General features: G+C 70.9%; 22 protein-coding genes. 15 read left to right on the plus strand and 7 right to left on the minus strand.

What is annotated here, in order from left to right:
- Positions 1–272 precede the first annotated feature (272 nt).
- From ACQ859_RS19405 to surE, 3 genes are all read right to left on the minus strand, one after another.
- Positions 273–1,151, minus strand: a complete 879-nt coding sequence (locus ACQ859_RS19405; RefSeq protein ID WP_431262307.1) for a peptidoglycan DD-metalloendopeptidase family protein — start codon at positions 1,149–1,151, stop codon at positions 273–275.
- A gap of 66 nt (positions 1,152–1,217) precedes the next feature.
- The gene (locus ACQ859_RS19410) at positions 1,218–2,063 is read right to left on the minus strand and encodes a protein-L-isoaspartate(D-aspartate) O-methyltransferase (RefSeq protein WP_431262308.1); all 846 of its coding nucleotides are present in this window, start codon (positions 2,061–2,063) and stop codon (positions 1,218–1,220) included.
- A complete protein-coding gene (surE, locus tag ACQ859_RS19415) occupies positions 2,060–2,815 on the minus strand; it encodes a 5'/3'-nucleotidase SurE (protein WP_431262309.1) in 756 nt (251 codons plus the stop codon). Before surE ends, ACQ859_RS19410 begins: the two co-directional genes overlap by 4 nt.
- A gap of 117 nt (positions 2,816–2,932) precedes the next feature.
- Here surE and ACQ859_RS19420 point away from each other — a divergent pair, with 117 nt between their 5' ends.
- The 9 genes from ACQ859_RS19420 (at position 2,933) to ACQ859_RS19460 (ending at position 11,674) form a co-directional block, all read left to right on the plus strand.
- Positions 2,933–3,910, plus strand: coding sequence for an NADPH:quinone oxidoreductase family protein (locus ACQ859_RS19420; protein ID WP_431262310.1), 978 nt, complete (start codon positions 2,933–2,935; stop codon positions 3,908–3,910).
- 136 nt (positions 3,911–4,046) lie between these two features.
- Positions 4,047–4,787: a LuxR C-terminal-related transcriptional regulator gene (locus ACQ859_RS19425; RefSeq protein ID WP_431256989.1), complete on the plus strand. Its 741-nt coding sequence runs from the start codon at positions 4,047–4,049 to the stop codon at positions 4,785–4,787.
- Between the two features lie 265 nt (positions 4,788–5,052).
- On the plus strand, positions 5,053–5,523 hold the full coding sequence (locus tag ACQ859_RS19430) for a DUF6484 domain-containing protein (RefSeq protein ID WP_431262311.1): 471 nt from the start codon (positions 5,053–5,055) through the stop codon (positions 5,521–5,523).
- A gap of 10 nt (positions 5,524–5,533) precedes the next feature.
- On the plus strand, positions 5,534–6,643 hold the full coding sequence (locus ACQ859_RS19435; protein ID WP_431262312.1) for a DUF2169 family type VI secretion system accessory protein: 1,110 nt from the start codon (positions 5,534–5,536) through the stop codon (positions 6,641–6,643).
- Complete coding sequence (locus ACQ859_RS19440) at positions 6,640–7,716, plus strand: hypothetical protein (protein ID WP_431262313.1); 1,077 nt, start codon at positions 6,640–6,642, stop codon at positions 7,714–7,716. Before ACQ859_RS19435 ends, ACQ859_RS19440 begins: the two co-directional genes overlap by 4 nt.
- 3 nt (positions 7,717–7,719) lie before the next feature.
- Entirely contained in the window at positions 7,720–8,769 is a 1,050-nt protein-coding gene (locus ACQ859_RS19445) for a DUF4150 domain-containing protein (RefSeq protein ID WP_431262314.1), read from the plus strand.
- Complete coding sequence (locus tag ACQ859_RS19450) at positions 8,762–9,571, plus strand: hypothetical protein (protein WP_431262315.1); 810 nt, start codon at positions 8,762–8,764, stop codon at positions 9,569–9,571. The genes ACQ859_RS19445 and ACQ859_RS19450 overlap by 8 nt, the downstream gene beginning before the upstream one ends.
- The gene (locus tag ACQ859_RS19455; protein WP_431262316.1) at positions 9,571–10,332 is read left to right on the plus strand and encodes a hypothetical protein; all 762 of its coding nucleotides are present in this window, start codon (positions 9,571–9,573) and stop codon (positions 10,330–10,332) included. The genes ACQ859_RS19450 and ACQ859_RS19455 overlap by 1 nt, the downstream gene beginning before the upstream one ends.
- Positions 10,289–11,674 carry a TIGR02270 family protein gene (locus ACQ859_RS19460; protein ID WP_431262317.1) on the plus strand — a complete coding sequence of 462 codons (1,386 nt, stop codon included), beginning with the start codon at positions 10,289–10,291 and terminating at the stop codon, positions 11,672–11,674. Before ACQ859_RS19455 ends, ACQ859_RS19460 begins: the two co-directional genes overlap by 44 nt.
- Here ACQ859_RS19460 and ACQ859_RS19465 read toward each other — a convergent pair.
- The 3 genes from ACQ859_RS19465 to ACQ859_RS19475 form a co-directional block, all read right to left on the minus strand.
- On the minus strand, positions 11,662–14,079 hold the full coding sequence (locus tag ACQ859_RS19465; RefSeq protein ID WP_431262318.1) for a TonB-dependent receptor plug domain-containing protein: 2,418 nt from the start codon (positions 14,077–14,079) through the stop codon (positions 11,662–11,664). The two genes, ACQ859_RS19460 and ACQ859_RS19465, sit on opposite strands and share 13 nt — an antisense overlap.
- 211 nt (positions 14,080–14,290) lie before the next feature.
- Entirely contained in the window at positions 14,291–14,581 is a 291-nt protein-coding gene (locus ACQ859_RS19470; protein WP_431262319.1) for a hypothetical protein, read from the minus strand.
- Positions 14,582–14,595: 14 nt separating this feature from the next.
- Positions 14,596–15,246, minus strand: coding sequence for a GNAT family N-acetyltransferase (locus ACQ859_RS19475; protein WP_431262320.1), 651 nt, complete (start codon positions 15,244–15,246; stop codon positions 14,596–14,598).
- 146 nt (positions 15,247–15,392) lie between these two features.
- Here ACQ859_RS19475 and ACQ859_RS19480 point away from each other — a divergent pair, with 146 nt between their 5' ends.
- The gene (locus ACQ859_RS19480; protein WP_431262321.1) at positions 15,393–15,683 is read left to right on the plus strand and encodes a hypothetical protein; all 291 of its coding nucleotides are present in this window, start codon (positions 15,393–15,395) and stop codon (positions 15,681–15,683) included.
- Positions 15,684–15,764: 81 nt separating this feature from the next.
- On the opposite strand, the gene ACQ859_RS19485 is transcribed toward ACQ859_RS19480, so the two are convergent.
- Positions 15,765–16,730 carry a GlxA family transcriptional regulator gene (locus ACQ859_RS19485; protein ID WP_431262322.1) on the minus strand — a complete coding sequence of 322 codons (966 nt, stop codon included), beginning with the start codon at positions 16,728–16,730 and terminating at the stop codon, positions 15,765–15,767.
- Positions 16,731–16,869: 139 nt separating this feature from the next.
- Here ACQ859_RS19485 and ACQ859_RS19490 point away from each other — a divergent pair, with 139 nt between their 5' ends.
- From ACQ859_RS19490 to ACQ859_RS19510, 5 genes are all read left to right on the plus strand, one after another.
- Positions 16,870–17,298 (plus strand): hypothetical protein, encoded by a 429-nt coding sequence (locus ACQ859_RS19490; protein WP_431262323.1) that lies wholly within the window; start codon positions 16,870–16,872, stop codon positions 17,296–17,298.
- A 113-nt stretch (positions 17,299–17,411) separates the two neighbouring features.
- On the plus strand, positions 17,412–19,601 hold the full coding sequence (locus ACQ859_RS19495) for a TonB-dependent receptor (RefSeq protein ID WP_431262324.1): 2,190 nt from the start codon (positions 17,412–17,414) through the stop codon (positions 19,599–19,601).
- Positions 19,601–20,440, plus strand: a complete 840-nt coding sequence (locus ACQ859_RS19500; RefSeq protein WP_431262325.1) for an ABC transporter ATP-binding protein — start codon at positions 19,601–19,603, stop codon at positions 20,438–20,440. Before ACQ859_RS19495 ends, ACQ859_RS19500 begins: the two co-directional genes overlap by 1 nt.
- On the plus strand, positions 20,437–21,840 hold the full coding sequence (locus tag ACQ859_RS19505; protein ID WP_431262326.1) for a DUF3526 domain-containing protein: 1,404 nt from the start codon (positions 20,437–20,439) through the stop codon (positions 21,838–21,840). Before ACQ859_RS19500 ends, ACQ859_RS19505 begins: the two co-directional genes overlap by 4 nt.
- Positions 21,837–23,141, plus strand: coding sequence for a DUF3526 domain-containing protein (locus ACQ859_RS19510; RefSeq protein ID WP_431262327.1), 1,305 nt, complete (start codon positions 21,837–21,839; stop codon positions 23,139–23,141). The genes ACQ859_RS19505 and ACQ859_RS19510 overlap by 4 nt, the downstream gene beginning before the upstream one ends.
- The last annotated feature ends 9 nt before the right edge of the window (positions 23,142–23,150 follow it).

The raw sequence follows: 23,150 nt of genomic DNA on the forward strand, positions 1-23,150 counted from the left end.
GACGCGGGATCGCGGTCACCGTCGTGATCGTGACCGTCCTGGCCATCGTGATGATCGTGGCCGTCGTGGCCCTCGTCATGACCCGCCGCGTGCGCGGCGTCATGCCCCGTGTCATGCCCGGACTCATGCCCGGACTCATGCCCATCGGCGGCCAGCTCGGGCGGCAGCTTGAAGCGGCCGGGATGAACGGGTCGGTCCAGGCCGTCAGGCAGCAATCCGTCAGTCGAAGAGGCGCGATGCAATGTCATGTTGCGGCGCCTCCTTGAGCGCCTCTAGCGCGCGGGCAACAACTTGGACGGATCGATCGGCTTGCCTTGCTTGCGCACTTCGAAGTGCAGCTTCACCGAATCCGCGTCGCTGGAACCCATCTCGGCGATCTTCTGGCCCTTGCGCACCACCTGGTCTTCCTTGACCAGCAGGGTCTGGTTGTGCGCGTAAGCCGTCAGATAGTTCGTGCTGTGCTTGATGATGATCATGTTGCCGTATCCGCGCAACCCCGCGCCCGCATACATCACGCGGCCATCGGCGGCGGCGAAGACCGGATCGCCGGCCTTGCCGGAGAAGGCCATGCCCTTGTTGCGGACCTCGTCGAAGCCGGCGGCCACGGCGCCGGACGCGGGCCAGCCCCAGCTGATGTCATCGTCGTCCTTGGCGGCCAGGGGCACGCTCGGGGCGGCGGTGGCACTGGCCGGCGCGGACGCCGCGGCGGTCGTCGTCGCCGGAGCCGGGGACTTGCCATCCAGCGGCCGCGTCTCCACCTTGGAGGTCACCAGCGGCTTCGTGGTCACGGCGCCCGGGTCGAGACCCGGCGGCACCACGCGCAAGACCTGACCCACCTCGACCAGGTTGGGGTTGTCCATGCCGTTCCATCTCGCCACCTCGCGCCAGCCCTGGCCGTTGTCCATCGCGATGCGGATCAGCGTGTCGCCGGGCTTGACCGTGTAGTAGCCAGGCTTGCCGGCGTTCTCGGCGCCGGGCAGCGGTTTCGATTCCGGGGCCGGCGTGACCGCCGTGCCGGGGATGACGGCGGGCGCGCCCTTGCCGACGGGACGGTCCTCCACCGGTGCGCGGTGCGGGGTGTTCTGGCAGCCCGTGAGCGCGAGCACCGCCACGGAGACCCAGAGCAGCGGGGAACGGAAGAGTGGTTGCATGCGCGAAGTTGTCATATGGAAAGCCGAAGCGCGGAGGCCGCAAAGCGACAGACGGTGGCCGGCGCGCTACAGGACCCCTGATTTTAGGGGCACGAACAGGACGGCCTCATGCAGGCTGCGCAGGAAACGCGAGCCCGCGGCGTCGCGGACATGATCGATCAGGACCAGGACTTGCCCCCGGCCGCTGGGCGCGGTCATCGGCGCGACCAGCCGGCCGCCGGGCGCGAGCTGGTCCAGCCAGGCCTGCGGGATGTCGTCACCGCCGGCGGCGGAGATGATGCTGTCGTAGGGCGCCGACGGCCGATGGCCGAGCATGCCGTCCCCGTACACGAGCCGGATCTGGTGATGGCCGACCAGGTTGGCGCGCGCCTTGTCGTGCAGCGGCTTGAGCCGCTCGACCGACACGACCTGCCTGGCCAGCTGCATCAGCAGCGCGGCCTGGTAGCCGCAGCCGGTGCCGATCTCGAGCACCTTGCCCAGATGGCCGCGCTGGCGCGCGCCGGGCGCATCCAGCATCAAGGCCATCATCCGGCCGACGACGGACGGCTTGGAGATCGTCTGGCCGTGCCCGATCGGCAGGCTCGTGTCCTCGTAGGCCTGGGTGGCGAGCGCGGAGTCGACGAAGTGGTGGCGCTGCACGGTGGCCAGCGCCTGCAGCACGCGCTCGTCGGACAGCCCTTCGCGGCGCAGCCGCTCGACCATGCGCTGGCGCACGCCGGCCGAATCGAGGCCCAGCCCGATCGGCGTGGTCTGCCGCGCCTTGATCGCGGCGGCCTGCTGCCAGTGGCCCTGGGGCTTCAGCGGCTCGCGCGCCTCGGCGGCCGCGGCGGCGCTCGGGGCGCCGGGCCGGGTCGATCCGAGCTTGTCCAGCGACAGCGGAAAACGCTTGGGCCGGGGCGGCAACGAGGTCATGGACGGCCGTCGGTCTGCAATTGCTGGCGCCAGTGGCCCAGCGTGGCGTGCTCGGTGAGGTCGACCTGCAGCGGCGTGACCGACACGGCGCCGTTGGCGGTGGCGTGGAAGTCGGTGCCCTCGCCCGCCTCGCGCTCGGCGCCGGCGGGGCCGATCCAGTAGATCATGTCGCCGCGCGGGCTGCGCTGCTGGATGGTGGCTTCACTGGCGTGGCGGCGGCCCAGGCGGGTGATGCGACGCGGCAGCGACGTGGCGTCCGCGCGGTTCGGGATGTTGACGCTCAGCAGGAAGGCCTTGTCCAGCCCGCCGGCGATGACGTCCTGGATCAGCGTCCGCATCACGGCCGTGGCGGCGTCCAGGTGACCCCAGCCCTTCTCGACCTGCGAAAACGCGATGGAGGGCACTCCGAAGAGATAGCCCTCGGTGGCGGCGGCGACGGTGCCCGAATAGAGCGTGTCGTCGCCCATGTTGGCGCCGTTGTTGATGCCGGACAGCACCAGGTCGGGCTTGTAGTCCAGCAGCCCGGTCAGGGCCAGGTGGACGCAGTCCGACGGTGTGCCGTTGACATAGCGGTAGCCGTTGGAGGCCGTGTAGACCGACAGCGGCCGGTGCAGCGTGAGCGAGTTGGACGTGCCGCTGGCGTTCTGCTCGGGGGCGATGACTTCCACCGTGCCTAGCCCTTCGCAGGCACGGACCAGGGCGGCGAGTCCGGGGGCCAGATAGCCGTCGTCGTTGGCGATGAGGATGCGCATGGGCGGCATTGTAGGCAGGCCGTCACCCCGGCGACGCGAGGGTCCACCCGTGCTGCCTATCATGCGCCCGGCGACCCCGCGGCGGGGCTCCGCTTGATAGGAACGAGGAGACGAGACATGAAGGCATGGCTGTGCGAGAACCCGGTCGGCGTCGAGGCGCTGCAGTGGAAGGAACTGCCGTCCCCGCCCCCAGGCCCGGGCCAGCTGAAGGTGTCGATCAAGGCGGCGAGCCTGAACTTCCCCGACCTGCTGATCATTCAGAACAAGTACCAGATGAAGCCGCCGCTGCCCTTCGTGCCGGGCACCGAGTTCGCCGGCATCGTCGAGGCGGTCGGCGACGGCGTGCCCGGCTTCAAGCCGGGCGACGCGGTGGCGGCGTTCACCGGCACCGGCGGCTTCGGCACCGAGGCGCTGGTGCCCGCGGCGCTGGCGCTGCCGCTGCCTCCGGGTTTCCCCTTCGAGGACGCCGCGGCCTTCATCTGCACCTACGCGACCAGCCATCACGCGCTGATCGACCGCGGCGCGCTGCAGCCCGGGGAGACGGTGCTCATCCTGGGCGCGGCGGGCGGCGTGGGCACCGCGGCGATCCAGATCGCCAAGGCGGCCGGGGCGCGGGTGATCGCGGCGGCCTCGTCGGACGAGAAGTGCGCGCGTTGCCGCGAGATCGGCGCCGATGCCACGATCAACTACGCCAGCGGCTCGCTGCGCGACGAGATCAAGGCCCTGACCGAGGGCAAGGGCCCGGACGTCATCTACGACCCGGTCGGCGGCGACCTGGCCGAGGCGGCCTTCCGCTCGATCGGCTGGCGCGGGCGTTACCTGGTGGTCGGGTTCGCCCAGGGCAGCATCCCGGCGCTGCCGCTGAACCTGGCGCTGCTCAAGGGCGCCTCGCTGGTCGGCGTCTTCTGGGGAGAATTCGCCAAGCGCGAACCCAAGCGCAACGCCGCGATGATGATGACCCTCGCCCAGTGGTACGCGGCGGGCAAGATCCGGCCGGTAATCGACCAGGTGCTGCCGATGGAGGAGCTGCCGCGGGCCTTCGCGCGCATGGCGTCGCGGCAGGTGGTGGGCAAGCTGGTGGTGGTGAACGGCTGAGCGCGGACCGCCCGCCGGCAGACCGGCAGCAGACCGCCGGTCGACGGGCGGGCGACCGTCCACCGACACCCTGTTTCACGGGGCATCCAAGCCTGGGGGCGCTGCTAGGATGCGGCCAGCTATCGCTCCCCACACCATGGCCGTCAAAGTTCTCATCGTCGAAGACAACCCCGTCGCCCGCAGCTTCCTGTGCCGCGTGGTGCGTGAAAGCTTCAGCGACGGCATGGAGATCACCGAGGCCGGTGACCTGGAAGGCGCCCGCCGCAATCTGGCCAAGGTGGAGGCCGAGTCGCCCGCCACGGGCTACAAGCTGATCCTGATCGACCTGGAGCTGCCGGACGGCAACGGGATGGAGTTCCTCGGGGAGCTCGCCGGCAAGCCGGCGGTCAAGATCGTCACGACGCTGTATTCCGACGACGACCACCTCTTCCCTGCCCTGCAGCGCGGCGCCGACGGCTACCTGCTGAAGGAAGACCGCTTCGAGGTGCTGGTGGAAGAGCTGCAGCGCATCGTGCGCGGCCAGCCGCCGCTGTCGCCGGCGATCGCACGCCGGCTGCTGTCGCATTTCCGTCCGGGCTCGACCGGCGACTCGGGACCGATGGGGCTGAACTCCGGCTTCGGCAGCCTGACCTCGTCGGCCACGCCCAGCACGCGCGGCGTCACGCTGGATCCGGTGCCCGAATGGGAACGCCTGACCCCGCGCGAGAACGAGGTGCTGACCTACCTCAGCAAGGGTTTCACGATCAAGGAGATCGCGAACCTGATGGGCATCAAGTGGTTCACCGTCAACGACCACATCAAGAGCATCTACAAGAAGCTCAACGTGTCCAGCCGCGCGGAAGCGGCGGTGCTGGCGAGCAAGCAAGGGCTCGTCTGACACAGCGCGATCGCGCGCCGTGATTCGGCCGCGATGCGGACGCCGGGCGGCATCGCCTCGACAGTCCCTGACCTGAACCGCGGCACCTGCGCGTCGTCCCCGGATCCAGGCTCACCACCACGGCCGACACCCCATCCCTGGCCTGTGAAATGACCCGTTACTCGCGGGCATGACCTTGTTCACATGGAGCGGGGAGGCGCTGCCCCTATGGTCCCGTGCTTGGCCCCGGCAGACCCGCCGGGCGCAAGACGGCTGGGAGGCCAACATGAGCGGCAGAGATCCATTCGACACCTCCGCGCTGCAGGCGCTGGGCCTGGCGCCCGCGCTGCGGCTCGGCGAGCTGGCGGCACTGGCCGAGGGCGGCACGATCGCGATCGTGCAGGACGGCGCCGGTGCCACCGCCGCGATGCTGCGCGCGTCGACCATCGTGGACCTGCACGCCGGGCACATCGGGTGCCAGGTGTTGTTCACCGTGATCCCCGGTTCCGTCCCGCAGGCCGTGGTGATGGGCGTGCTCCGCGGCGGGCGCGATGCGGACACCCGGCCGACCGTGCTCCATGTCGACGTCGACGGCCAGCGCTGCCTCGTGCAGGCCGAGCGCCAGATGGTCCTGCGCTGCGGCAAGGCCAGCATCACGCTGACGCAGGCCGGCAAGGTGCTGATCGAAGGCACCCATGTGCTCAGCCGCGCCACCGGCGCGAACCGTCTCCAGGGCGGATCAGTCCAGCTCAACTGAACGCTCCCGCATGATCGTCGTCAACCCCACCGCCTACGCGGCCGGATGGAGCGTCGGCCATCGTCCGGACGGGCGCGAGGTCGCCGTCGTCGTGGTCAAGGGCACCTTCGTGCTGAGCGCCTGCGGCGAACGCGGCGCGCGCCTGGCCGACGAGCAGCAGCCGCTGCACGAGGCCGATGTGCTGGGCGAGGACCCCGCCGTGGACGCGCCACTGCACGACCACGACTTCGCACTCTTCAAGCCGCGATGCGACGTGCTGCTGAGCGCCAGCGCGCACGCGCCGGACGGCCGGCCCGTCACGCGACTCGACGCCGGCTTCATGGTCGGCGACTGCCGCAAGGCCTTGTCCGTCGTCGGCCGTCGCGAATGGCGCAAGGGCGTGCTCGGATGGAAGTCGACCGAGCCGGAACCCTTCGTCACGCAGCCGATCAGCTACGACCATGCCTTCGGCGGCACCGAGATCGACCCTTCGGACCCCACGTCCCTCTCGATCTTCCGCAGGAACCCCTCCGGCACCGGTCATGGCCGCATCGCCGAGCGCCTCGCCGGCGCGGCGCTGCCGACCACCGAGGAGATCGGCCATCCGGTGTCGAATCCCCACGGCGACTACGCACCGATGGCCTTCGGTCCGCTGGGCCGGCACTGGCTGCCGCGCTGCGGTTTCGCCGGCACCTACGACGCCCGATGGATGGCCGAGAAGCGGCCCTGGCTGCCGGACGACTTCGACCCGCGCTACGACCAGGCCGCGCCGCCGGACCAGCAGATGCCCTACCCGGTCGGCGGCGAGACGATCGTGCTGGCCAACCTGGCCTCCCGGCCGCGCATCGAGGCGCGGCTGCCACGCGACGAGGTGGTCGTGCGATTCCTGCGCCACCGCGCGCCGGTGCTGGAAGTGCCGGCCCGTCTGGACACCGTCTTCATCGCGCCGGACGAGGACCGGCTGTGCCTGACCTGGCGCGCGGCCTGCCCGCTCGATCGCGACCCCTTCGAACTGCGCGAGATGCAGATCGAGACCACGCTCAGCCGCACGCCCGGGCTGCTGCGCGCGCGGCAGACCGGCAAGACGCATTACCGGCATCTGGCCGACCTGGTGCGGGCGCGGCGCGGAGGACGTCGATGAGCGCGCCCCTGGCCATCGTCGGCCACGCGATGCTGACCGCGTTGGGCAACACCGGCGCGACCACCTGCGCCGCGTTGCGGGCCGGCATCGGCGGAGCCCGCGAAGCGCCGTTGTGGGACCGCTTCGCCGGGACGAACGTGCGCGTCGCACGTCCCCGGCTGCGGCAATGGTGGTCCGGCCCGACGATGATCCCCGAACTGCTGGCGCCGGTGATCGCGCAGTGCACCGCACAGGCCCGGCAACTGGGACTGCCCGCGCCCGAGCTGCCCGTGCTGGTCCTGCTCTCGCCGCGGGACCGGCCGCATCGCGCGCCGGGCTTCGATGACCTGGTCCTGTCGGCCCTGGCACGACACCGTGGCGACGCCTTGCCTCCGCGATCGGGGGTGATCGCGGGCGGACGGACCGGTATCGCGCAGGCGCTGACCGTCGCCGCCGGCCTGATCGGGCGCGGCGCCCCCGCCTGCCTGATCGTCGGCGCCGAGAGTTTCCTGACCCAGCCGCTGATCGAGCACTACCTCGATCGGGGCCGGCTGTTCAGTCCCGCCAACAGCAACGGGTTCCTGCCGGGAGAAGCCGCGTGCGGCGTCATCGTGACGCCGTCGGGCGACACCCGGCGCGACGAGCTCGTCATCGCCGGCATCGGCCAGGCGGTCGACGCGAGCCGCGACGGCGGCCACGCCGATGCGCCGGTTCGAGGCGACGGCCTGACGCAGGCCATCCGGAGCGCGTTGACCGGCACCGGCATCGATTTCCACGACCTCCATTTCTCCATCAGCGACCACAACGGCGAGCGTTTCAAGTTCAAGGAACAGGCGCTGGCCGGCGCGCGCCTGGACCATGCGCCGGACGGCGGTTCGCGCCGGCCGCGCGGCTTCATGGACGTCTGGCATCCGGCGGAAGGCATCGGCGAGGTCGGCGCGGCCACCTTCCCCTGCCTGCTGGGCTGGGCGCTGGAGGCCGGCGTCAAGGCCTACGCGCCCGGCCAGCACGCGCTGCTGCACGCCGGCGAGGACGACGGCAGCCGGATCGCCCTCATCACGCGCTTCGAGCGCGGCGACGCCACAGGATCCTGAGACATGGGAAAGAACGTCTTCGCCAACGGCAAGGAAATCTCGGCCAAGGCCTCGTCCAACCGGTCGATCGCCGCAATGCCCGATGTCTGCCTGTCGCCGCCCGGTCCGCCCGCGGGCCCGATCCCCATCCCCTACCCCAACACGGCGGTGTCCTCGAACACCAGCGGCGGCAGCCGCACGGTGAAGATCGGCGGCCAGGAGGTCGGCAAGAAGAACGCGTCCGAGTACAGCAAGAGCACCGGCGACGAGCCCGCCACGCGCAGCTTCGGCATGGGCGTCGGGTCGCACAACCTGACGGGACCGATGAAGTTCGCGGCCTGGTCGATGGACGTGAAGGCCGAGGGCGCGAACGTCACGCGCTTCATGGACCTGACGACGCACAACCACTCGAACATGTGCAACACGCCGCCGACCGTCAACAACGGCGGCGCGGCCAAGCTCGAGGTCGACGAGGAGTGCGTCGAGCTGGCCCAGAAGAACGAGGACGCGCGCAAGGACAAGTCGATCCCCAGCAACCAGACCGTGTCCCACGGCCGTTTCCGCCAGGGCGAGAGCGCGCCCATCGACTACAAGGCCTGCAGCAAGGGCCAGCCGGGCGCGGACTGGGCCACGGGCGTGAGCACCCAGGTCGACCGCGCGAAGGTGCTCGCCGAGCCGGGGGTCCAGGAGTTCCTCAACATCACGCCGGGAAAGTCCAAGTCCGGCATCGACCGGCAGAGTCACGGTACGCTGGCCTGCTTCGGCAAGACCGAGAAGACGCCGCACGACTACAAGAGCTTCGAGAGCATGACGCCCAACTACCCCGCGCACGCGGAGCCCAAGATCATCGACGAGATCTTCAAGAAGGCCCTGCTGTCCGGCGGCAATGCCAACGGCGGCCAGTTGCTGCTGAACATCAACTGGCCCAACGGCCCGAAGAAGAACCTGACCACCCGCTCCCCCTGCGAGGAAAGCTGCAGCCCGCTGATCTGCGCCATCGAGGCCGCCGGATGTCTCGACATCTGGATCTGCGACGAGCACAACCAGAAGAAGAAACCCGACTGCGATGACTGAACGCCCCCCTGCCGACAGGCCCTTCCGGCCGGCCTTCCTGCCGGACACGCTGTCCCAGCCCACGCCCGAATTCGCGTGGCGGGGCGCGGGACGGCACGGCGGTCCGGCCAATGCGGTGACGCCGCTGCTGGAGAAGCTGGACATGCTCACCAACTGCGGCCAGATCACGCTGTGCGCCGGCGTCCTGGCGTGGACCGCGGCCCGACTGGAAGGCTCGACCGCCCTGGCGGCCTCGGCACTGGAGTTGGCGCAGGCCGCGTTCGCGTTCCAGATCGATGGACGCTACGTCGACCGGGACGCGGGCGATGTCCGCAAGCCGGTGGACACGCCGCCCGCCCAGTCGGCGCTGATGGAGGTGATGAGCTACCAGAGGAAGGCCTTGAATCGCGAGAAGTACCTGGAGAGCTACTACGCGCCGATCATGCAGACCTTCCATGCCTCGCACATCACGCAGCGCGTCATGGGGCCCGAGCACCGTCCCGCCTTCGTCGCCTGGTTCGAGCAGGCCATCGAGCGCGTGCAACGCTTCGCCCGCCGCCCGGCGGAACCGTTCCGGCAGAAGCGCGAGTTCCCGACCTACGAGGCCTACCTCGCGTTCATCGCGCCCCATCGCGGCCCGGCCTTGCCGCCGGAGCTCCTGGACCCGGCCGTTCCCTACGCCGCGCAGGACCGCGAGGCGCTCGTCGCAGCCTTCGTGGCCACGCTGGACTGGCGCCGTAACCGGTACCTGCGCGCGCCGGACGCGATGCGCGCGCTCGGCTTCGTCGGTGCCCCCTACCCCCACCTGAAGGATCCCGCCTGATGAGCGCCGATCACGAGGACCGTTCCGGCAGCGAAGCCGCCGGCCAGGCCTGCGACTACCCCTGGGACGAGTACGGACAGCACGCCTACTACCAGCAGGAGGACGACGGCGAGGACGGCGAGGTGTCCGCGCGGTTGTCCCACCTCACCGGCAAGGCCAGCCTGGGACTGGCCATCGCCTCGGCCGAGTGGCTGCTGCGCCGCTTCTCCCGGCATCCCGTCCCGCCGCTGGCGCGGCAGTACCTGGACGCGGCCTGGGCCGGCGCGGTCCACGAGGCCTATGTCGAGTATGTGGAGGCCAGCCAGTTCGAGTGGCACGGGCCGGTGACGGGCGCGATCGCCCTGGCCATCGACATCCTCAACACCGCGCTGCACGACATGGGCAACGATCCGGATCCGTCGTTGCAGGCGCTCTGGATGTACCACCTGGCCCATCACGTCTGCCCCGACCCCGCGCCGTTCGACGCCTGGTGGGAGGCCTGCCTGCAGCGGCTGGAACGCTTCCACGCCGTCGATGTCGAGCTGGCGGGCTACAAGCCGGATCTGTTCGAGAACTTCCCGCGACTGGGATCGCCCGTGCCGCGGGAGGCCTACGACCCGGGGCGTCCTTACGACCCCGCCAGCAATGTCGCGCTCTGGGATGCCTTCCTGCGCTCGCTCGATCCGGAGGACCATCCGTTCCTCCGCTCCGTGGCGGACCTGGAGGACTTCGGCGAGCTTGGCGCGCCACCGTACCGCTACACCGGTCCGCAACGCCGCTGAGGCGCGGAGCGCAACACGTGACCCCGCTCTCGACCCTTCCCGCAGGTTCCCCCATGCCGATGCCGGCGGCGAGGACCTCTATGCCGACATCGTCGGGGAACACGCCGACGAGGCTGCATTCCTCTGGCACCTGCGCACGCAGGCCATCGGACAGCCGCACTACCTGCTGCGCGATCTGGAAGACCTGGATCAGCGCCTGTCCGCGGCCATCGACGGACTGCGGACCGCGCCGGGCGGCCTGACGGCCTGCCGGCGACTGCTGGCGCATGACGAGGCCTGGGCGGCCGCGCCGCTCGCGCTGATGGCCCTGGAGAGCGAGGACCTCGCGGCCGTCCACCGCCTGCTGGCGATCGCCGAGGCGAAACCGACGCTGGCGCCGATGCTGATGGCGGCGTCCGGCTGGGCCTCGCCGCGCTTCCTGCAAGGCACGATCCGGGATCTGCTGAACGCACCGTCCCCGCTGTGGCGGCGGCTCGCGCTGGCCTGCTGCGCAATGCATCGCGTGGATCCCGGACCAGCGCTGGCTCGGGCGATCGAGGACGCCGATCCGTCGTTGCGCGCCCGCGGGCTCCAGGCAGCCGGCGAGCTGGGCCGACGCGACCTGCTCGACCACTGCGTTCGAGCGTTGAAGGACGATCATCGCGCGTGCCGCTATCGCGCCGCGGGCGCCGCCCTGCTGCTCGGCGAGCGTGACCGCGCGATCGAGACGCTGACCGCGATGAGCCTGGGCCCGGGGCGCTGGCGCGAACGCGCCCTGCGCCGCGTGGTCAAGGCAATGCCGCTGGACGCCTCGCGCGAATTGCTGCGGACGATGGCGACATCGCCGTCGGCCCTGCGCGAGGTCATCGCGGGCATGGGCCACACGGGCGATGCGACGCACGAAGCGTCGCTCATCGCGTGGATGCACGATCCGGCGCTGGCGCGGCTGGCGGCGGAATCGTTCAGCCTGCTCACCGGCGCGGACCTCGCCAAGCACGAGTTGGAACGCCGCCCGCCCGCCATGTCCACGGCCGACCCCAGCGACGATCCGGACGATGACGAGATCACCACCGATCCGGATGAGCACCTGCCCTGGCCGGACGCGGACCGCGTGCTGCGCTGGTGGCAGACGCGGCAGACGTCACGGCAATCTCTCGCCCCAGGCCGTCGCCTGTTCGTCGGCCGGCCGCTGGACGCGGCCGTCGCGACCGAGCTGCTGGCGCACGGCCCACAGCGCCAGCGCATCGCCGCAGCCCAGCACCTGTGCCTGCTCCAACCGGGCACGATGCTGTTCCCGACCGATGCGCCGGTCTGGCGTCAGCGCCGGCTGCTGCCGACGACGCCGCCCGCTCACCAGCGGTAAGCGGCCTTCGCGTAGTACTGGCGTCCGTTCGCGCCGAACGGCGAGAACTGGTTGTAGGCCAGGATGCCGCCGACCGCGTTCGGTGTGATCACGCGATCCGGATAGCGGTTGGTGACGTTGTCGATGCCGGCGCTGAGCGACCAGGCGCCCTGCTCCCAGCCCGCCGACACATCCAGCAGCCACGCCGGTCCGAAGGTCTGGTCGTTGGTCGCGTTGGACTGCCGGATCACGAAGCTGCCGTAACGGCTCGCCGCCGCGCGGACTATCCAAGGTCCCCAGCGATGCTCGGCGCCGAGCACCAGCTTGTCCTTCGGCGAACCGATCGTGGCGCGCGCCAGCGAGACGCGGTCGATCAGCTCCAGGCTGTTGGCGGTCAGGATCGCCGGGTTGTCGTCGACATGCCGGATCGAGTTCTTGTTGTGGTTGTAGGCCACCGTGTACTGGCCGCGGCCCGCGCCGCCCCAGTCCTGCTGCCAGGTGCTCACGATGTCCACGCCACGCGTGCGCGTGTCCAGCGCGTTGGTGAAGTAGCGCCCCGCGCTGACCAGCACGCCCTGCGCCGCCAGCTGGTTGCGCAGCGCAGCGGGCAGCGTCAGGTTGGCCGACAGCAGGATGCGGTCGTCGATGTCGATCTGGTAGACGTCGACGGTGGTCTGCCACTGCGCCAGCGGCTGCAGCAGCAGGCCGAGGCTCAGGTTGCGCGACTTCTCCGCCTTGAGCGGCTTGGCGCCCAGCGCCGCCGCGGCGGCCGATTCGACCGGGAAGGTGCCCGCATCGACCAGCGCGCCGTTGATCAGGTTGGTCGACGTGGTCGCGAAGAACTGCTGCGCCAGCGACGGCGCGCGGAAGCCGGTGGACACGGTGCCGCGCAGCGCGACGGCTGGCGACCACGCATAGCGGCCGGACAGCTTGGCCGAGGTCGCGTTGCCGAAGTCGTTGTAGTGCTCGGCCCGCAGCGCGGCGGAGGCGCTGAAGGCCTTCGTCACCTGGCCTTCCAGGCTGGCGTAGGCGGCGATGTCGTGACGCGAATGCGCGCCGGCGTTGCTCGGCTGGAAGCCGGGGAAGCCGGACGCGCCGCCGCTCTGGTACGACGCGGGTTCGCCGGCGTCGATCTCGTAGCGCTCGCGGCGGGCTTCGGCGCCGAGCGCCAGGGTCCACGGCGCGGCGAGGCCGAGGTCGACCTCGCGCGACAGGTCCAGGTTCAGCACCGTCTGCTGGTTGCTGAGCCGGCCGGCGTCGAAGCGGGTCGGGCTCGCGTTGCCCAGCGAGTAGTTGGCCGTGTTGGCCACGTCGATGTCGAAGCGGTTGCGGCCATGGTTGAGGCTCGCGTCCCAGGACCAGCCGGCGAGTTCGCCGCGCAGGCCGGCGACGATCCCGGTGTCGACGGTGGTGCTGTCCTGCAGCGGCAGGAAACCTTCGGGGTACAGCCCCGCGACGTTGTTGGCCACGGCGGTCGCGCGGGTGCGCCAGAACGCGGCGGAGACCGTGTCGCGATGGCTGAGCGTGGCGACGGCATAGGCCTGCAGGCTGCCGGTCAGCGCGACTTCGGCATTGATCACGGCGGACTGCTGATGACTGTCCGGATCGCCGAGGCGGTTGTTGACCTGGCCCAGGCGCGGCTCGGTCGCCGCGTCGCGCGTGTCGACGCCGGCGCGGTTGGTGCGCTGCTGATGGCGGTTCTCGAGCGCGAAGCGCACCCAGCCGTCCTGGCCGAGCGCGAAACCGGCGCTGGCCGATTCGGTATGACGGAAGCCGTCGCCAGCGTCGGTCTGGCCGATTTCAGCGCTGACGCTGCCGCCCTTGGCGCCCTTCTTCAGCACGATGTTGATCACGCCGGCGATCGCGTCGGAGCCGTACTGGGCGGCGGCGCCGTCACGCAGCACTTCGACCCGCTCGATGGCGGCGAACGGGATGGTGTTCAGGTCCACCGGCGCGGAGCCGCGGCCCTGCGTGCCGTTGATGTTCACGACCGCGGTCGTGTGGCGGCGCTTGCCGTCGATCAGCACCAGGGTCTGGTCCGGCGAGAGCCCGCGCAGCTGCGCGGGCCGCACGGCGTCGGAGGCGTCGGTCAGCGACGGACGCGGGAAGTTCAGCGACGGCAGCAGCTGCCCGAGCGCAGTCGCGAGTTCCGAGGTGCCGGTCCGTTGCAGATCGGCCACGCTGAGGACGTCGACGGGCGATTCAGACTCCGCGACCGTCCGATTCACGCGACGGGTACCGGTCACGACGACCTGCTGGAGCTGGTCGCCGACGGCGGCCGACGGCGACGCCGTCTGGGTTTGGGTCTGAGCTTGGGCTTGGGCTTGGGCTTGGACAGCCGGCACAAGGCTGGCGATGGCGGCGAGCGCGACGGCGCTCAGCGGGATTCCGGAGATCAGCGGACGGGGGGACGAACGAAGGGACATGGGGGCTTTCGGGGATTCATCAGTCACGACAACCTCATAGCCTGCGGGCGTTGGCGTGCCCGGCCAAAGAAGGTCGGCGCACATGCTCATGCGAAGGTCGAGCTTTCGGTCCTTTCAAGCCTTCAAACCCTCACGCAGCTGCGCCTGCACCACCGTCAGCACCATCGTCAGCACCACCGTCAGCACCTCCGACGTGAGCACTGTCGACCCGTCATTCGACCCCATCGATCCTCGGCGGAACGCCGTCGTGCTGCCATTGCAGGATCATCTGCTTGTAACGCCGCGGCATCAGGTGACGAAGCAGCACGGCCAACAGCAGCAGCGTTCCGAGCAACTGGGCGCCTTCGTCATCGCGCGAGAGAAGATGGAGCACGAGCTTGGCCGAAAGCGCGAGCCAGATCAGCCCGATGACCGCGACAGGACCTGATACCAGGTAGGTCAATGCGATCGCCGTGGCGACCACGCCAGCACCGATGAACACGTCCCCAGGCTGCTGTTTCATCCTCAAGCCGTCCCTCAGACCGCCGGCCGCTGGGTCTCGCCCCAATGCGGATTGATCAGCGCGAAAGTCTCGTGGTCGCGCCAGGCGCCATCGATGAACAGGTAGCGGGGGCTGAAGCCTTCGCGGCGGAAGTCCAGGCGTTCCAGCACGCGACGGCTGCGCGCGTTCTCCGGCCTCACCGAGGCCTGCAGGCGATGCAGCGACACCGCCGGCCCGAAGACCTCGTCGATCAGGTGCTTCAGCGCCTCCTGCATCAGGCCGCCGCCGACACAGCCCACGTCCAGGCTGTAGCCCAGCATCGCGCTCTGGAACACGCCGCGCACCACCTCGGACACCGCGCACACGCCGATCACGCGGTCCGGCGCATCGGCCAGCGACAGCCAGTAGCGCCAGATCGTGCCCGCGTCGAAGGCGGCTTCTTCGCAGGCCAGGCGGGTCCGCGTGACGTCCAGCTCCCAATGGTCCACCGGCCGCGTCGGATCCCAGCGGGCGAAGTGCGCGAGGTTGCGCGACTGGAAGTCGATCGTCGCCTCGGCCAGCGCGGGCGTGGAGGCCCGCATCAGCAGGCGACCGGTCCGCAGCAGCTTGAGCGGGGACCCAGGCCGGAAGCCGGCGGGCGGATCGGCCGGAACGTCGGCCGGCGATTCAACAGGTGGAACAGGCATGGCGCAACTGTAGTCGCCCGCTCCGTCGGCGACACGGGATGTCGCAATCGACTTCAAAGATGTCGTTTGTGACCGTTCATTCCTCTGAGGCCCGTCGATAGAGTTCACTCCGTCATCCACCCCTTCGAACTGACAAGGAGCTCACCATGAAGGTCTTCGCCATCTCGTCCCCCACCCCCTCGCTGACCCCCGAGGTCATCAACGCGCACATGCCCGCCGAGGTCCATGACACGGTCCGCCTCTACCTCTCCGGCAAGGTCGACCAGTTCTGGTTCCAGGAAAAGGCCGGTCCGATCTTCCTGATGGACGTGCCGTCGCTGGAAGACGCCCAGGCCGCGCTGAACACGCTGCCGCTGGTGGCGTCGGGCGTCATGAGCTATGAACTGCGTCCGGTCGTGCCGCTCATGCCGCTGGCTCGCCTGATCCCGGCGAAATGACACCGGCTCCGGCCTGAGAGCTTGAGAGCTTGAGGGCCGGACGGACGCGGCACCGCGCCGCTGACCGACGATCGGCGCTGCTCAGCGCAGGTCGTTGCGCAGCTCGCGGACGCCGCGTCCCAGCCGCTGGCGCAGCAAGGTGCCCAGCGTCGCGCCGTCGGCGTAACCGACCTCCGCCGCGATGGCCTCGAGGTCCAACCCGCTCCCGTGCAGCAGCGATTGCGCGCGCTCGACGCGCAGGTCCTGGAAGTAGTCCAGCGGCGACTTGCCCAGTACCGCCTGGCAGCGCCGCTGCAAGGTGCGCGCCGTCGTCGCCAGCGCGCCGGCGGCGTCCTGCAGCGAGAAGCCGTCTTTCAGCCGTCCGCGCGCCCAGCGCTCGAAGCTCAGGATCAGCGGGTCCGATTGCGCGAGGTGATTCGGGATGATGTACGGCGCCTGCAGGCTGCGGATGTCGGCGAGCAGGTAGCGCGACACCAGCGCCGCCAGCTCCGGACTCGCCTTGCGGACCAGCCACAGCGCGAGGTCGAGGTGCCCCATCGCCGCGCCCGCCGTGACGCCGACATCGGTCGGCACCAGCATCCGCGATTCGTCGAGCGCGACCTCCGGGTAGCGCTGGCGGAACAGCGGCGAGAGCGACCACGTCGTCGTCGCCTCGCGGCCGTCGAGCAGCCCCGCCTCCGCGACGACGAAGGTCCCGATGCAGGAGGCCCCGATCGGCACGCCCTTCGCATGCCAGGTGCGCAGCTGGTCCATCGCATCGGCCACGTCGCGCCGCTCGAGCGCGGGCAGCAACCGGTCCGGCGTGGTCGCGGCCAGCGCGGGCATGAGCACCCAATCCGGACGCGACCGCGAGGAGATCTCCTGCACCGGCACCGTCAGTCCCTGCCCCGAGCGCACGCGCTTGCGCACGCCGACCACCGTCACGTCGAACGGCGCCGCCAGCCCTGGCAGCAGCGCCGACAGGTTGTTGGCCGCCCGCAGGACATCCAGCGTCACGGCCAGGCCGGTGTCGAAATGGCCTTCCAGGGCGAGCACCGAGACCTTCATGTCGCAATCCACCTGTTGATCATGGGTTGCGACTCTACCAGCCGATGAATCCCCAGGTCGGACGCGCATGACCAACGGGGCGTCATGAAGTCCGGTGCACAATCCCGCCCGCGCTTTTCAACGCCCGACCTCCGCGACCATGCCTCGTTTCAACCGGTCCCTCACGCTGTGGACGTTCGCCCTGCTGGTGGCGAGCGTGCTGCTGGCGTGGCCGTTGCACGAGGCGAAGCACGCGAGCCAGCCGATCGCTGACATCGTCGGCGCGTCGGCGATCTCCGCTGACGGCGGGGGCTCCGATGTCGCAGCAGATGTCTCCGCCGCGACCGACGCGTTCGCCTTCGACGATCATGGCAATACCGACGGCGTCGATGGTGGCGGCGCCGGCGAGGTAAAGGGCGGCAGTTGCGCGTGGTGCCTGTTCCATGCGCAGCTCTTCGCCGCGTCGGCCACACCACTGGTCTTCAGCTTCCACGCGGAAGCGTCTCCTCCGCCAATCGCGCCAACCTGTGGCCTGCCCACCGGTCGCTGCGCACTGGCCGCGCATCCTCGAGGGCCACCCCGGGCCTGAGTCCGTCCGCTCCGGACGCCTGACCTCTCCACGTCTTCACGGCTTCATCCGCACCTCCGGTGCCGGGTGGCGCCGCGCTTGGCGTCGACCCTCTTCTTCCCGGGCCTTCCCTCATGAACTCGAATCGTTTCTCGTCCGTCTCCTCCCGCTTCGCGCCGACTCCCCTCGCCCTCCTCCTCGCGTTGACCTTCGCGGTCGACGTCGCACATGCGGATGCGGAGGCGCCTGCTCCGGCCACAGACACGCCCACCGACGCGCAAGCGCTGCGACGCGTCGAGGTCTCCGGCAAATCCGCCTCGACGCTCCGCCAACCCGGCGATCGCAACGAACTGAGCCTCAAGCCGACCGCCCTGCCCGGTTCCGTCCAGCATCTGGGCGAGGAGGACATCGCCTCGACCACCATCGGCCGCGACATCTCCAACGTCTTCCGCCGCGTGCCCGGCGTCCTGGCCAACAACATCGACCAGGGCGAGACCGGCAACGGCTTCCGCATGCGCGGTTTCGCGACGCAGGGCACGCACGGGGCCGACACCGCCGTCTACGTCGACGGCGTGCCGCAGAACATCCCCTCCAGCCAGGGCGGCGCCGGCCACGGTCCCGTGTTCCTCGAATGGCTGGTCGGCGACGTGATCGGCGGCATCGACGTCGTCAAGGGGCCGATCTCCGCGCTGTACGGCGACCAGAACCGCGCCGGCGCGGTGGACATCCGCACCCGCGACGGCGGCGCGGCGACGCCTTCCAGCCTCGGCGTCAGCGCCGAGCGCTACGGCCTGCGCCGCGCCACGCTCGTGCTGTCCAACACCTTCGGCGGGGCTTCGAACGGCGCGTCCGGCAGCACGTCCATCGGCGGACTGCCGAAGATCGACTCGCTGCTCGTCGCCGACCTCTACCGCAACGACGGCTACCGCCACGATTCCCGCACCGACCGCGACACGGTCTTCTGGAAACTCGGCACCCGCGTGGGGGACGCCCGCTACAGCCTGCGCTTCACGCGCTACGTCGCCGACTTCGACGCCGCCGGCTACCTGCTGCTGCCCGATCTGGAGAAGGGCCTCGACCCCCGCTCGACGCAGGCCAACAACCCGGGCTTCGGCAACGCCCGCCGCAGCTCGCTGGTCCTGAACCGCGCGCCCGCCGAAGGCGATGCCGGCTGGTACGGCACGGCCTACGCCGAGCGCTTCGACCGCACGCGCGGCATCACCACCAACGACACGACGCACACGGTCGGCGTCGACCACCGCAACATCTTCGGCGGGCGCGTCCTGCAGAACTTCCGCCTGGGCGAGGACGCCGCCCTCGCCGTCGGCGCCGAGGCGCGCGCCGACCGCGGCGACGCCTCGCGCCGGATCTTCGTCAGCCGCGCGCCGACGGCCAACTACGTCAACGCGCAAGACCTGGACCTGCTCACCTACGGCGTGTTCGCGCAGGCGCAGTGGCGACCGGTCCGCGACCTCAAGCTCAGCGCCGGCGCGCGCTACGACCGCTTCGACTACGACATCGACAACCTCAAGCTGCCGGCCGCCAGCACCGGCTACCGCAAGGGCGTTCTGACGCCCAAGCTGGGCGCGTCATGGTCCGTCCTGCCGGCGCTCGAGCTGTTCGCCAACGTCGCGCAGGGCATGCGTTCGCCGGCGGCCGAGCAGATCAGCAGCAGCGGCGCGACCGGTCCGCTGGGCGCGGCCGGCGGCGTCATCAGCCCGGTGGCGCCGAGCAAGGTCCGCTCCTACGACGTCGGCTTCACCACCGCGCCGCTGGCCGGCTGGACCGCGTCCGGCACGGCGTACTACATCCAGAACGACGACGAGATCACCGGCCAGGCCGACGGCTCGTTCAAGTCGGTCGGCCAGACGACGCGCAAGGGCGTCGAGCTGGAGACGCGCTGGCAGCTCGCCGCGTCGACCAGCGTCTACGCCAGCCTCGGCCGCATCCTGGAAGCCCAGGTGGACAACCCCGCGGCCAACACCGGCGCGAAGCTGTCGGTGCCCAGCCGGCAGATCAAGGGCGGCGTGCAGCACCGCTTCGCGCTGGGCGCAGGCCGGATGACGTTGAATGCCGACGCCTACTACATCGCCGGCATCCCCTACTACGTCGGCACGCCCGCGACGCAGGAGCGCGAGATGCCCGTCTACACGCGCTACGACCTGCGCGCGACCTACGACTGGGCGTCGATGCAGGCGACGCTGTACGCGGTGTTCCAGCCGCACCGCTACGGCACCGAGATCGCCTACGGCAGTGCCGCCGGCCTGATGCTCTCGCCGGTGCCGCGCAGCACCGTCGGCGCGTCGCTGAAGGTCTTCTTCTGATGAGCGCCGCCCTGCTGCTCGAGACCCGGCGTCTCGTCGTGCGTCGCGGCGCGCGCGTGACGCTCGACGCGCTCGACCTGCGGGTGCCGCCCGGCTGCGTCTACGCGCTGCTGGGCGGCAACGGCGCGGGCAAGACCACGACGCTCAACGCGCTGCTCGGCTTCGTGCCGGCGGCGGCCGGCCAGGCGCTGGTCGACGGCATCGACGCCACGCGCGACCCGCAGGGCGCGCGCGCCCGGCTCGCCTACCTGCCCGAGAACGTCGCCCTCTACCCCTACCTCACCGGCATCGAGAACCTGCAGTACTTCTGCACGCTCTCCGGACTGCGGATCGACTTCGGGCGCGCCTGCGACCTGCTCTCGGCGTCGGGCCTGCCCGCCGAGGCGCACTCGCGCCGCGTCGACGGTTATTCGAAGGGCATGCGGCAGAAGGTCGGCCTCGCGATCGCGAAGGCGCGACAGGCCCGCGCGATGCTGCTGGACGAGCCGACCTCCGGCCTCGACCCGTCGGCGGCGAACGAGTTCGCGCGCGGGGTGCTCGACGCCCGCGACGCGGGCATGGCGATCCTGATGGCGACGCACGACCTCTTCAACGCGCTGCAGGTCGCGGACCGCATCGGCATCCTGCGCGAGGGCCGCCTCGTCGCCGAATTCGAGGCGCGCGGCGTGGCGCACGAGGAGCTGGAGCGCCTCTACCTCCGGCATGCGCGGGGCGACGAGCATGGCCCTGTGCGTGGCGCGTCCGGCCAAGTGTCCGGCCAAGTGTCCGGCCAGGTGTCTGGTGAAACGGCCGGAAGCGCGCGCCGCGGCGCGCGCGCCGCCGGGGAGCTGTCGTCATGATGGCCGCCCTCGTGATGAAGGAGATGCGCGCGCAGCTCCGGGACGGGCGTCTGTGGGTGCTGGGCGCGGCGCTGATGCTGCTGTTCACCGCGATGCTCGCGCTGGCGCAGCAACGGCTCGATCTCGCCGAGCAGGAACGGCGGGAGGTCGAGGCCGCCTCGCGCGCGCAATGGGACCACCAGGGCGACAAGCATCCGCACCGGGGCGCGCACTTCGGGCTCTATGCGTTCAAGCCGGCCTCGCCGCTGGCCGCGGTGGAGCCCGGCATCGATGCGCAGGCCGGACAGGCGCTGTGGCTGGAGCCGCACAAGCGCAACATGGCGATGTTCACGCCGGCGGCGGACGCGGCGCCGGCCCTCGGTCTCGGCGAACTGACGCCGGCCTTCGTGCTGGGCGCGCTGGTGCCGCTGCTGATCGCGGTGCTCGGTCACGGCGCGGTCACCCGCGAACGCGAGTCCGGCACCTTGCGCATGCTGCAAGCCTGCGGCCTGCGCGCCCGGCCGACGATCTTCGGCAAGTGGCTCGGCCTGTGCGCGGCCGTGTCGCTGGTGCTGCTCCCGGCGCTGCTGCTGGGCGCCTGGTTCGTCGTCGACGGCAACGGCGTGATGGCGGCGATCGCGTTCGGCGCCGCGCTGCTTGTCTCCTGCGCCGTCTGGGCCGCGGTGACGGTGATCGTCTCCGCGTGCTGCCACACCTCCCGCGCCGCGCTGCTGACCCTGATCGGCCTGTGGGTCGCCGCCGTCTTCCTCGTGCCTCGCCTGGGCGCGGCGGCCGTCCAGCGGCTGTCGCCGCTGCCGACGGGCCAGGACTTCTGGGCCGCCATCGGCCGCGACATCGACCAGGGACTGCCCGGCGACGGCGACGCGAAGCAGCGCCTGCAAGCCTTCGAGTCCAGGCTGCTCGCCGAGCACGGCGTGAGCCGGCTCGACGAGCTGCCGCTCGGCGCGAACGCCGCGCGGCGGTTGTACCGCGACGCCTACGCCGCGCGCGTGCATGCGCTGCATTTCGACGCGCTGTGGGCAGCGCAGTGGCATCAGCAGAAGTTGCTGCGCGGCCTGACCGCGATCAGCCCTTACGCCTCGATGCACGCGGTCGGCGGGGCACTCGCGGGCACGGACCTCGCGCACCGTCGCCATTTCGAGGACGCGGCCGAGCAGTACCGCCAGACCTTCACGACCCGCATGGACGAATGGGACCGCGACGCGACGCGCGGCCTGACGTCGTTCGAGAGCCGCTATGCCGGCGACGCGCAATGGCAGGCGATGCCCGCCTGGACCTACGAGCCGCCCGGCTGGCGCTTCACCCTGGGCGCGGCATTGCCGGACCTCGGCCTGCTGACGCTGTGGCTCACGGCGGCATTCGGCGGCCTCTGGTTCAGCGCGCGGAAGGTGGTCCCATGAGCGTCGTTCCCGATCTCGACACCTGGCGCGCCGAAGGACTGCGGCTGCGACGCCAGCCGCTCGCCTGGATCGCGCTGGGCGCCCTGCTGCTGGCGCTGCTGACCGGGGCGCTGTCCGCCGGGTGGGAAGCCCGCGAGTGGCGGCAGGCCGCCGCTGCGGACGAGGTGCGGCGGACCGCGCTCGTCACCGCCGCCGTCGCGCAGTTCAGTGCCCTGCCACCCGGCCCCGCCGCCGCGCAGGAGACCTACCAGCTGGGCCGGGGCGACCTCGGCGCGACGCGCCTGCCGGTCGAGGGCGGACTCGCCCTCGGCGTCGACCGGCTGCGCGTGCTGCCGGCGCAGCTCAAGGCCACGCTCGACAGCCGCCATGTGGACGCCCGGCCTCCCGGGCCGCTGCGCAACCCGCTGCTCGTCGACAGCGGCCTGCCCGGCGTTCCCGCCCTGGTCGCGCTGCTGCTGCCGCTGGTCGCGCTGGCGCTCTGCGCCGGACTGCTGCAGGAGGAACGCGAGCAGGGTCGCCTCGGGTTGCTGCGCGTGCAGGCGCGACGTGGCATGACGCCGGTGCTGCTCGCGGCACTCGGGTGGCGGTTCTTCGCGCTGTGGGGCTTGGCCCTGCTCGGCACCCTGCCGGCATTGCTGCTCGACCCTGGTGCCTCGGTCGACGCGGCCGGGCATTGGGCGCTCGCGCTGGCGGTCTTCTGCGCGGTGTGGGTGGCGTTCGGCGGAATGCTCTCCGCGTTGCCGCTGTCCGGCCCCGCCACGATGCTCGCCGCGCTGGGCCTGTGGCTGATGCTGACCTTCGTCGTTCCCGCCGGCCTGGTCTGGGGCGCGCAACGCGAGGCGCCGATGCCGTCGCGCCTGGCCGCGATCGTGCAGATCCGCGAGGCGCAGCAGGACAGCGAGACGCACGAGGACGCCCTCGCCCGCGCCTGGTACGCCGCGCATCCGACGATCCCCGCCTCACTGCCGGCGACGTGGCCCGCCAGCTTCGTGCCGCGCGTGCTGGACCAGGACCGCGCACTGCGCCCGCTGATGCGGCGCTTCGACGACGCGCGCCTGCGGCAGGCCGCATGGGTCGGGCGATGGTCGTGGCTGTCGCCGGGACTGGCACTGACGCTGACCGGCGAGCGGCTCGCCGGCACCGGCGCGGCCAGCCACGTCCGCTACCTGCGCGAGGTGGAGGCCTTCGAGGATCGCTGGCGGGAGGCCCTCGTCCCGCCGGTGATGGACCGGCGCGGGATCAGCGCGGAGGCCTTGACGGGATTGCCGCATTTCACCGTAATCGGGGCCGCCCGGCGATAGCGCCGGCGG

Source organism: Roseateles chitinivorans (genome assembly GCF_050632235.1).
Lineage (GTDB): Bacteria > Pseudomonadota > Gammaproteobacteria > Burkholderiales > Burkholderiaceae_C > Roseateles > Roseateles chitinivorans_A.

What these genes read in the sequence shown, in the direction of transcription:
- ACQ859_RS19405 (WP_431262307.1), bottom strand. Translation starts at nt 1,151, where the DNA reads ATGCAACCACTCTTCCGTTCCCCGCTGCTCTGGGTCTCCGTGGCGGTG.
- ACQ859_RS19410 (WP_431262308.1), bottom strand. Translation starts at nt 2,063, where the DNA reads ATGACCTCGTTGCCGCCCCGGCCCAAGCGTTTTCCGCTGTCGCTGGAC.
- surE (WP_431262309.1), bottom strand. Translation starts at nt 2,815, where the DNA reads ATGCGCATCCTCATCGCCAACGACGACGGCTATCTGGCCCCCGGACTC.
- ACQ859_RS19420 (WP_431262310.1), top strand. Translation starts at nt 2,933, where the DNA reads ATGAAGGCATGGCTGTGCGAGAACCCGGTCGGCGTCGAGGCGCTGCAG.
- ACQ859_RS19425 (WP_431256989.1), top strand. Translation starts at nt 4,047, where the DNA reads ATGGCCGTCAAAGTTCTCATCGTCGAAGACAACCCCGTCGCCCGCAGC.
- ACQ859_RS19430 (WP_431262311.1), top strand. Translation starts at nt 5,053, where the DNA reads ATGAGCGGCAGAGATCCATTCGACACCTCCGCGCTGCAGGCGCTGGGC.
- ACQ859_RS19435 (WP_431262312.1), top strand. Translation starts at nt 5,534, where the DNA reads ATGATCGTCGTCAACCCCACCGCCTACGCGGCCGGATGGAGCGTCGGC.
- ACQ859_RS19440 (WP_431262313.1), top strand. Translation starts at nt 6,640, where the DNA reads ATGAGCGCGCCCCTGGCCATCGTCGGCCACGCGATGCTGACCGCGTTG.
- ACQ859_RS19445 (WP_431262314.1), top strand. Translation starts at nt 7,720, where the DNA reads ATGGGAAAGAACGTCTTCGCCAACGGCAAGGAAATCTCGGCCAAGGCC.
- ACQ859_RS19450 (WP_431262315.1), top strand. Translation starts at nt 8,762, where the DNA reads ATGACTGAACGCCCCCCTGCCGACAGGCCCTTCCGGCCGGCCTTCCTG.
- ACQ859_RS19455 (WP_431262316.1), top strand. Translation starts at nt 9,571, where the DNA reads ATGAGCGCCGATCACGAGGACCGTTCCGGCAGCGAAGCCGCCGGCCAG.
- ACQ859_RS19465 (WP_431262318.1), bottom strand. Translation starts at nt 14,079, where the DNA reads ATGTCCCTTCGTTCGTCCCCCCGTCCGCTGATCTCCGGAATCCCGCTG.
- ACQ859_RS19470 (WP_431262319.1), bottom strand. Translation starts at nt 14,581, where the DNA reads ATGAAACAGCAGCCTGGGGACGTGTTCATCGGTGCTGGCGTGGTCGCC.
- ACQ859_RS19475 (WP_431262320.1), bottom strand. Translation starts at nt 15,246, where the DNA reads ATGCCTGTTCCACCTGTTGAATCGCCGGCCGACGTTCCGGCCGATCCG.
- ACQ859_RS19480 (WP_431262321.1), top strand. Translation starts at nt 15,393, where the DNA reads ATGAAGGTCTTCGCCATCTCGTCCCCCACCCCCTCGCTGACCCCCGAG.
- ACQ859_RS19485 (WP_431262322.1), bottom strand. Translation starts at nt 16,730, where the DNA reads ATGAAGGTCTCGGTGCTCGCCCTGGAAGGCCATTTCGACACCGGCCTG.
- ACQ859_RS19490 (WP_431262323.1), top strand. Translation starts at nt 16,870, where the DNA reads ATGCCTCGTTTCAACCGGTCCCTCACGCTGTGGACGTTCGCCCTGCTG.
- ACQ859_RS19495 (WP_431262324.1), top strand. Translation starts at nt 17,412, where the DNA reads ATGAACTCGAATCGTTTCTCGTCCGTCTCCTCCCGCTTCGCGCCGACT.
- ACQ859_RS19500 (WP_431262325.1), top strand. Translation starts at nt 19,601, where the DNA reads ATGAGCGCCGCCCTGCTGCTCGAGACCCGGCGTCTCGTCGTGCGTCGC.
- ACQ859_RS19505 (WP_431262326.1), top strand. Translation starts at nt 20,437, where the DNA reads ATGATGGCCGCCCTCGTGATGAAGGAGATGCGCGCGCAGCTCCGGGAC.
- ACQ859_RS19510 (WP_431262327.1), top strand. Translation starts at nt 21,837, where the DNA reads ATGAGCGTCGTTCCCGATCTCGACACCTGGCGCGCCGAAGGACTGCGG.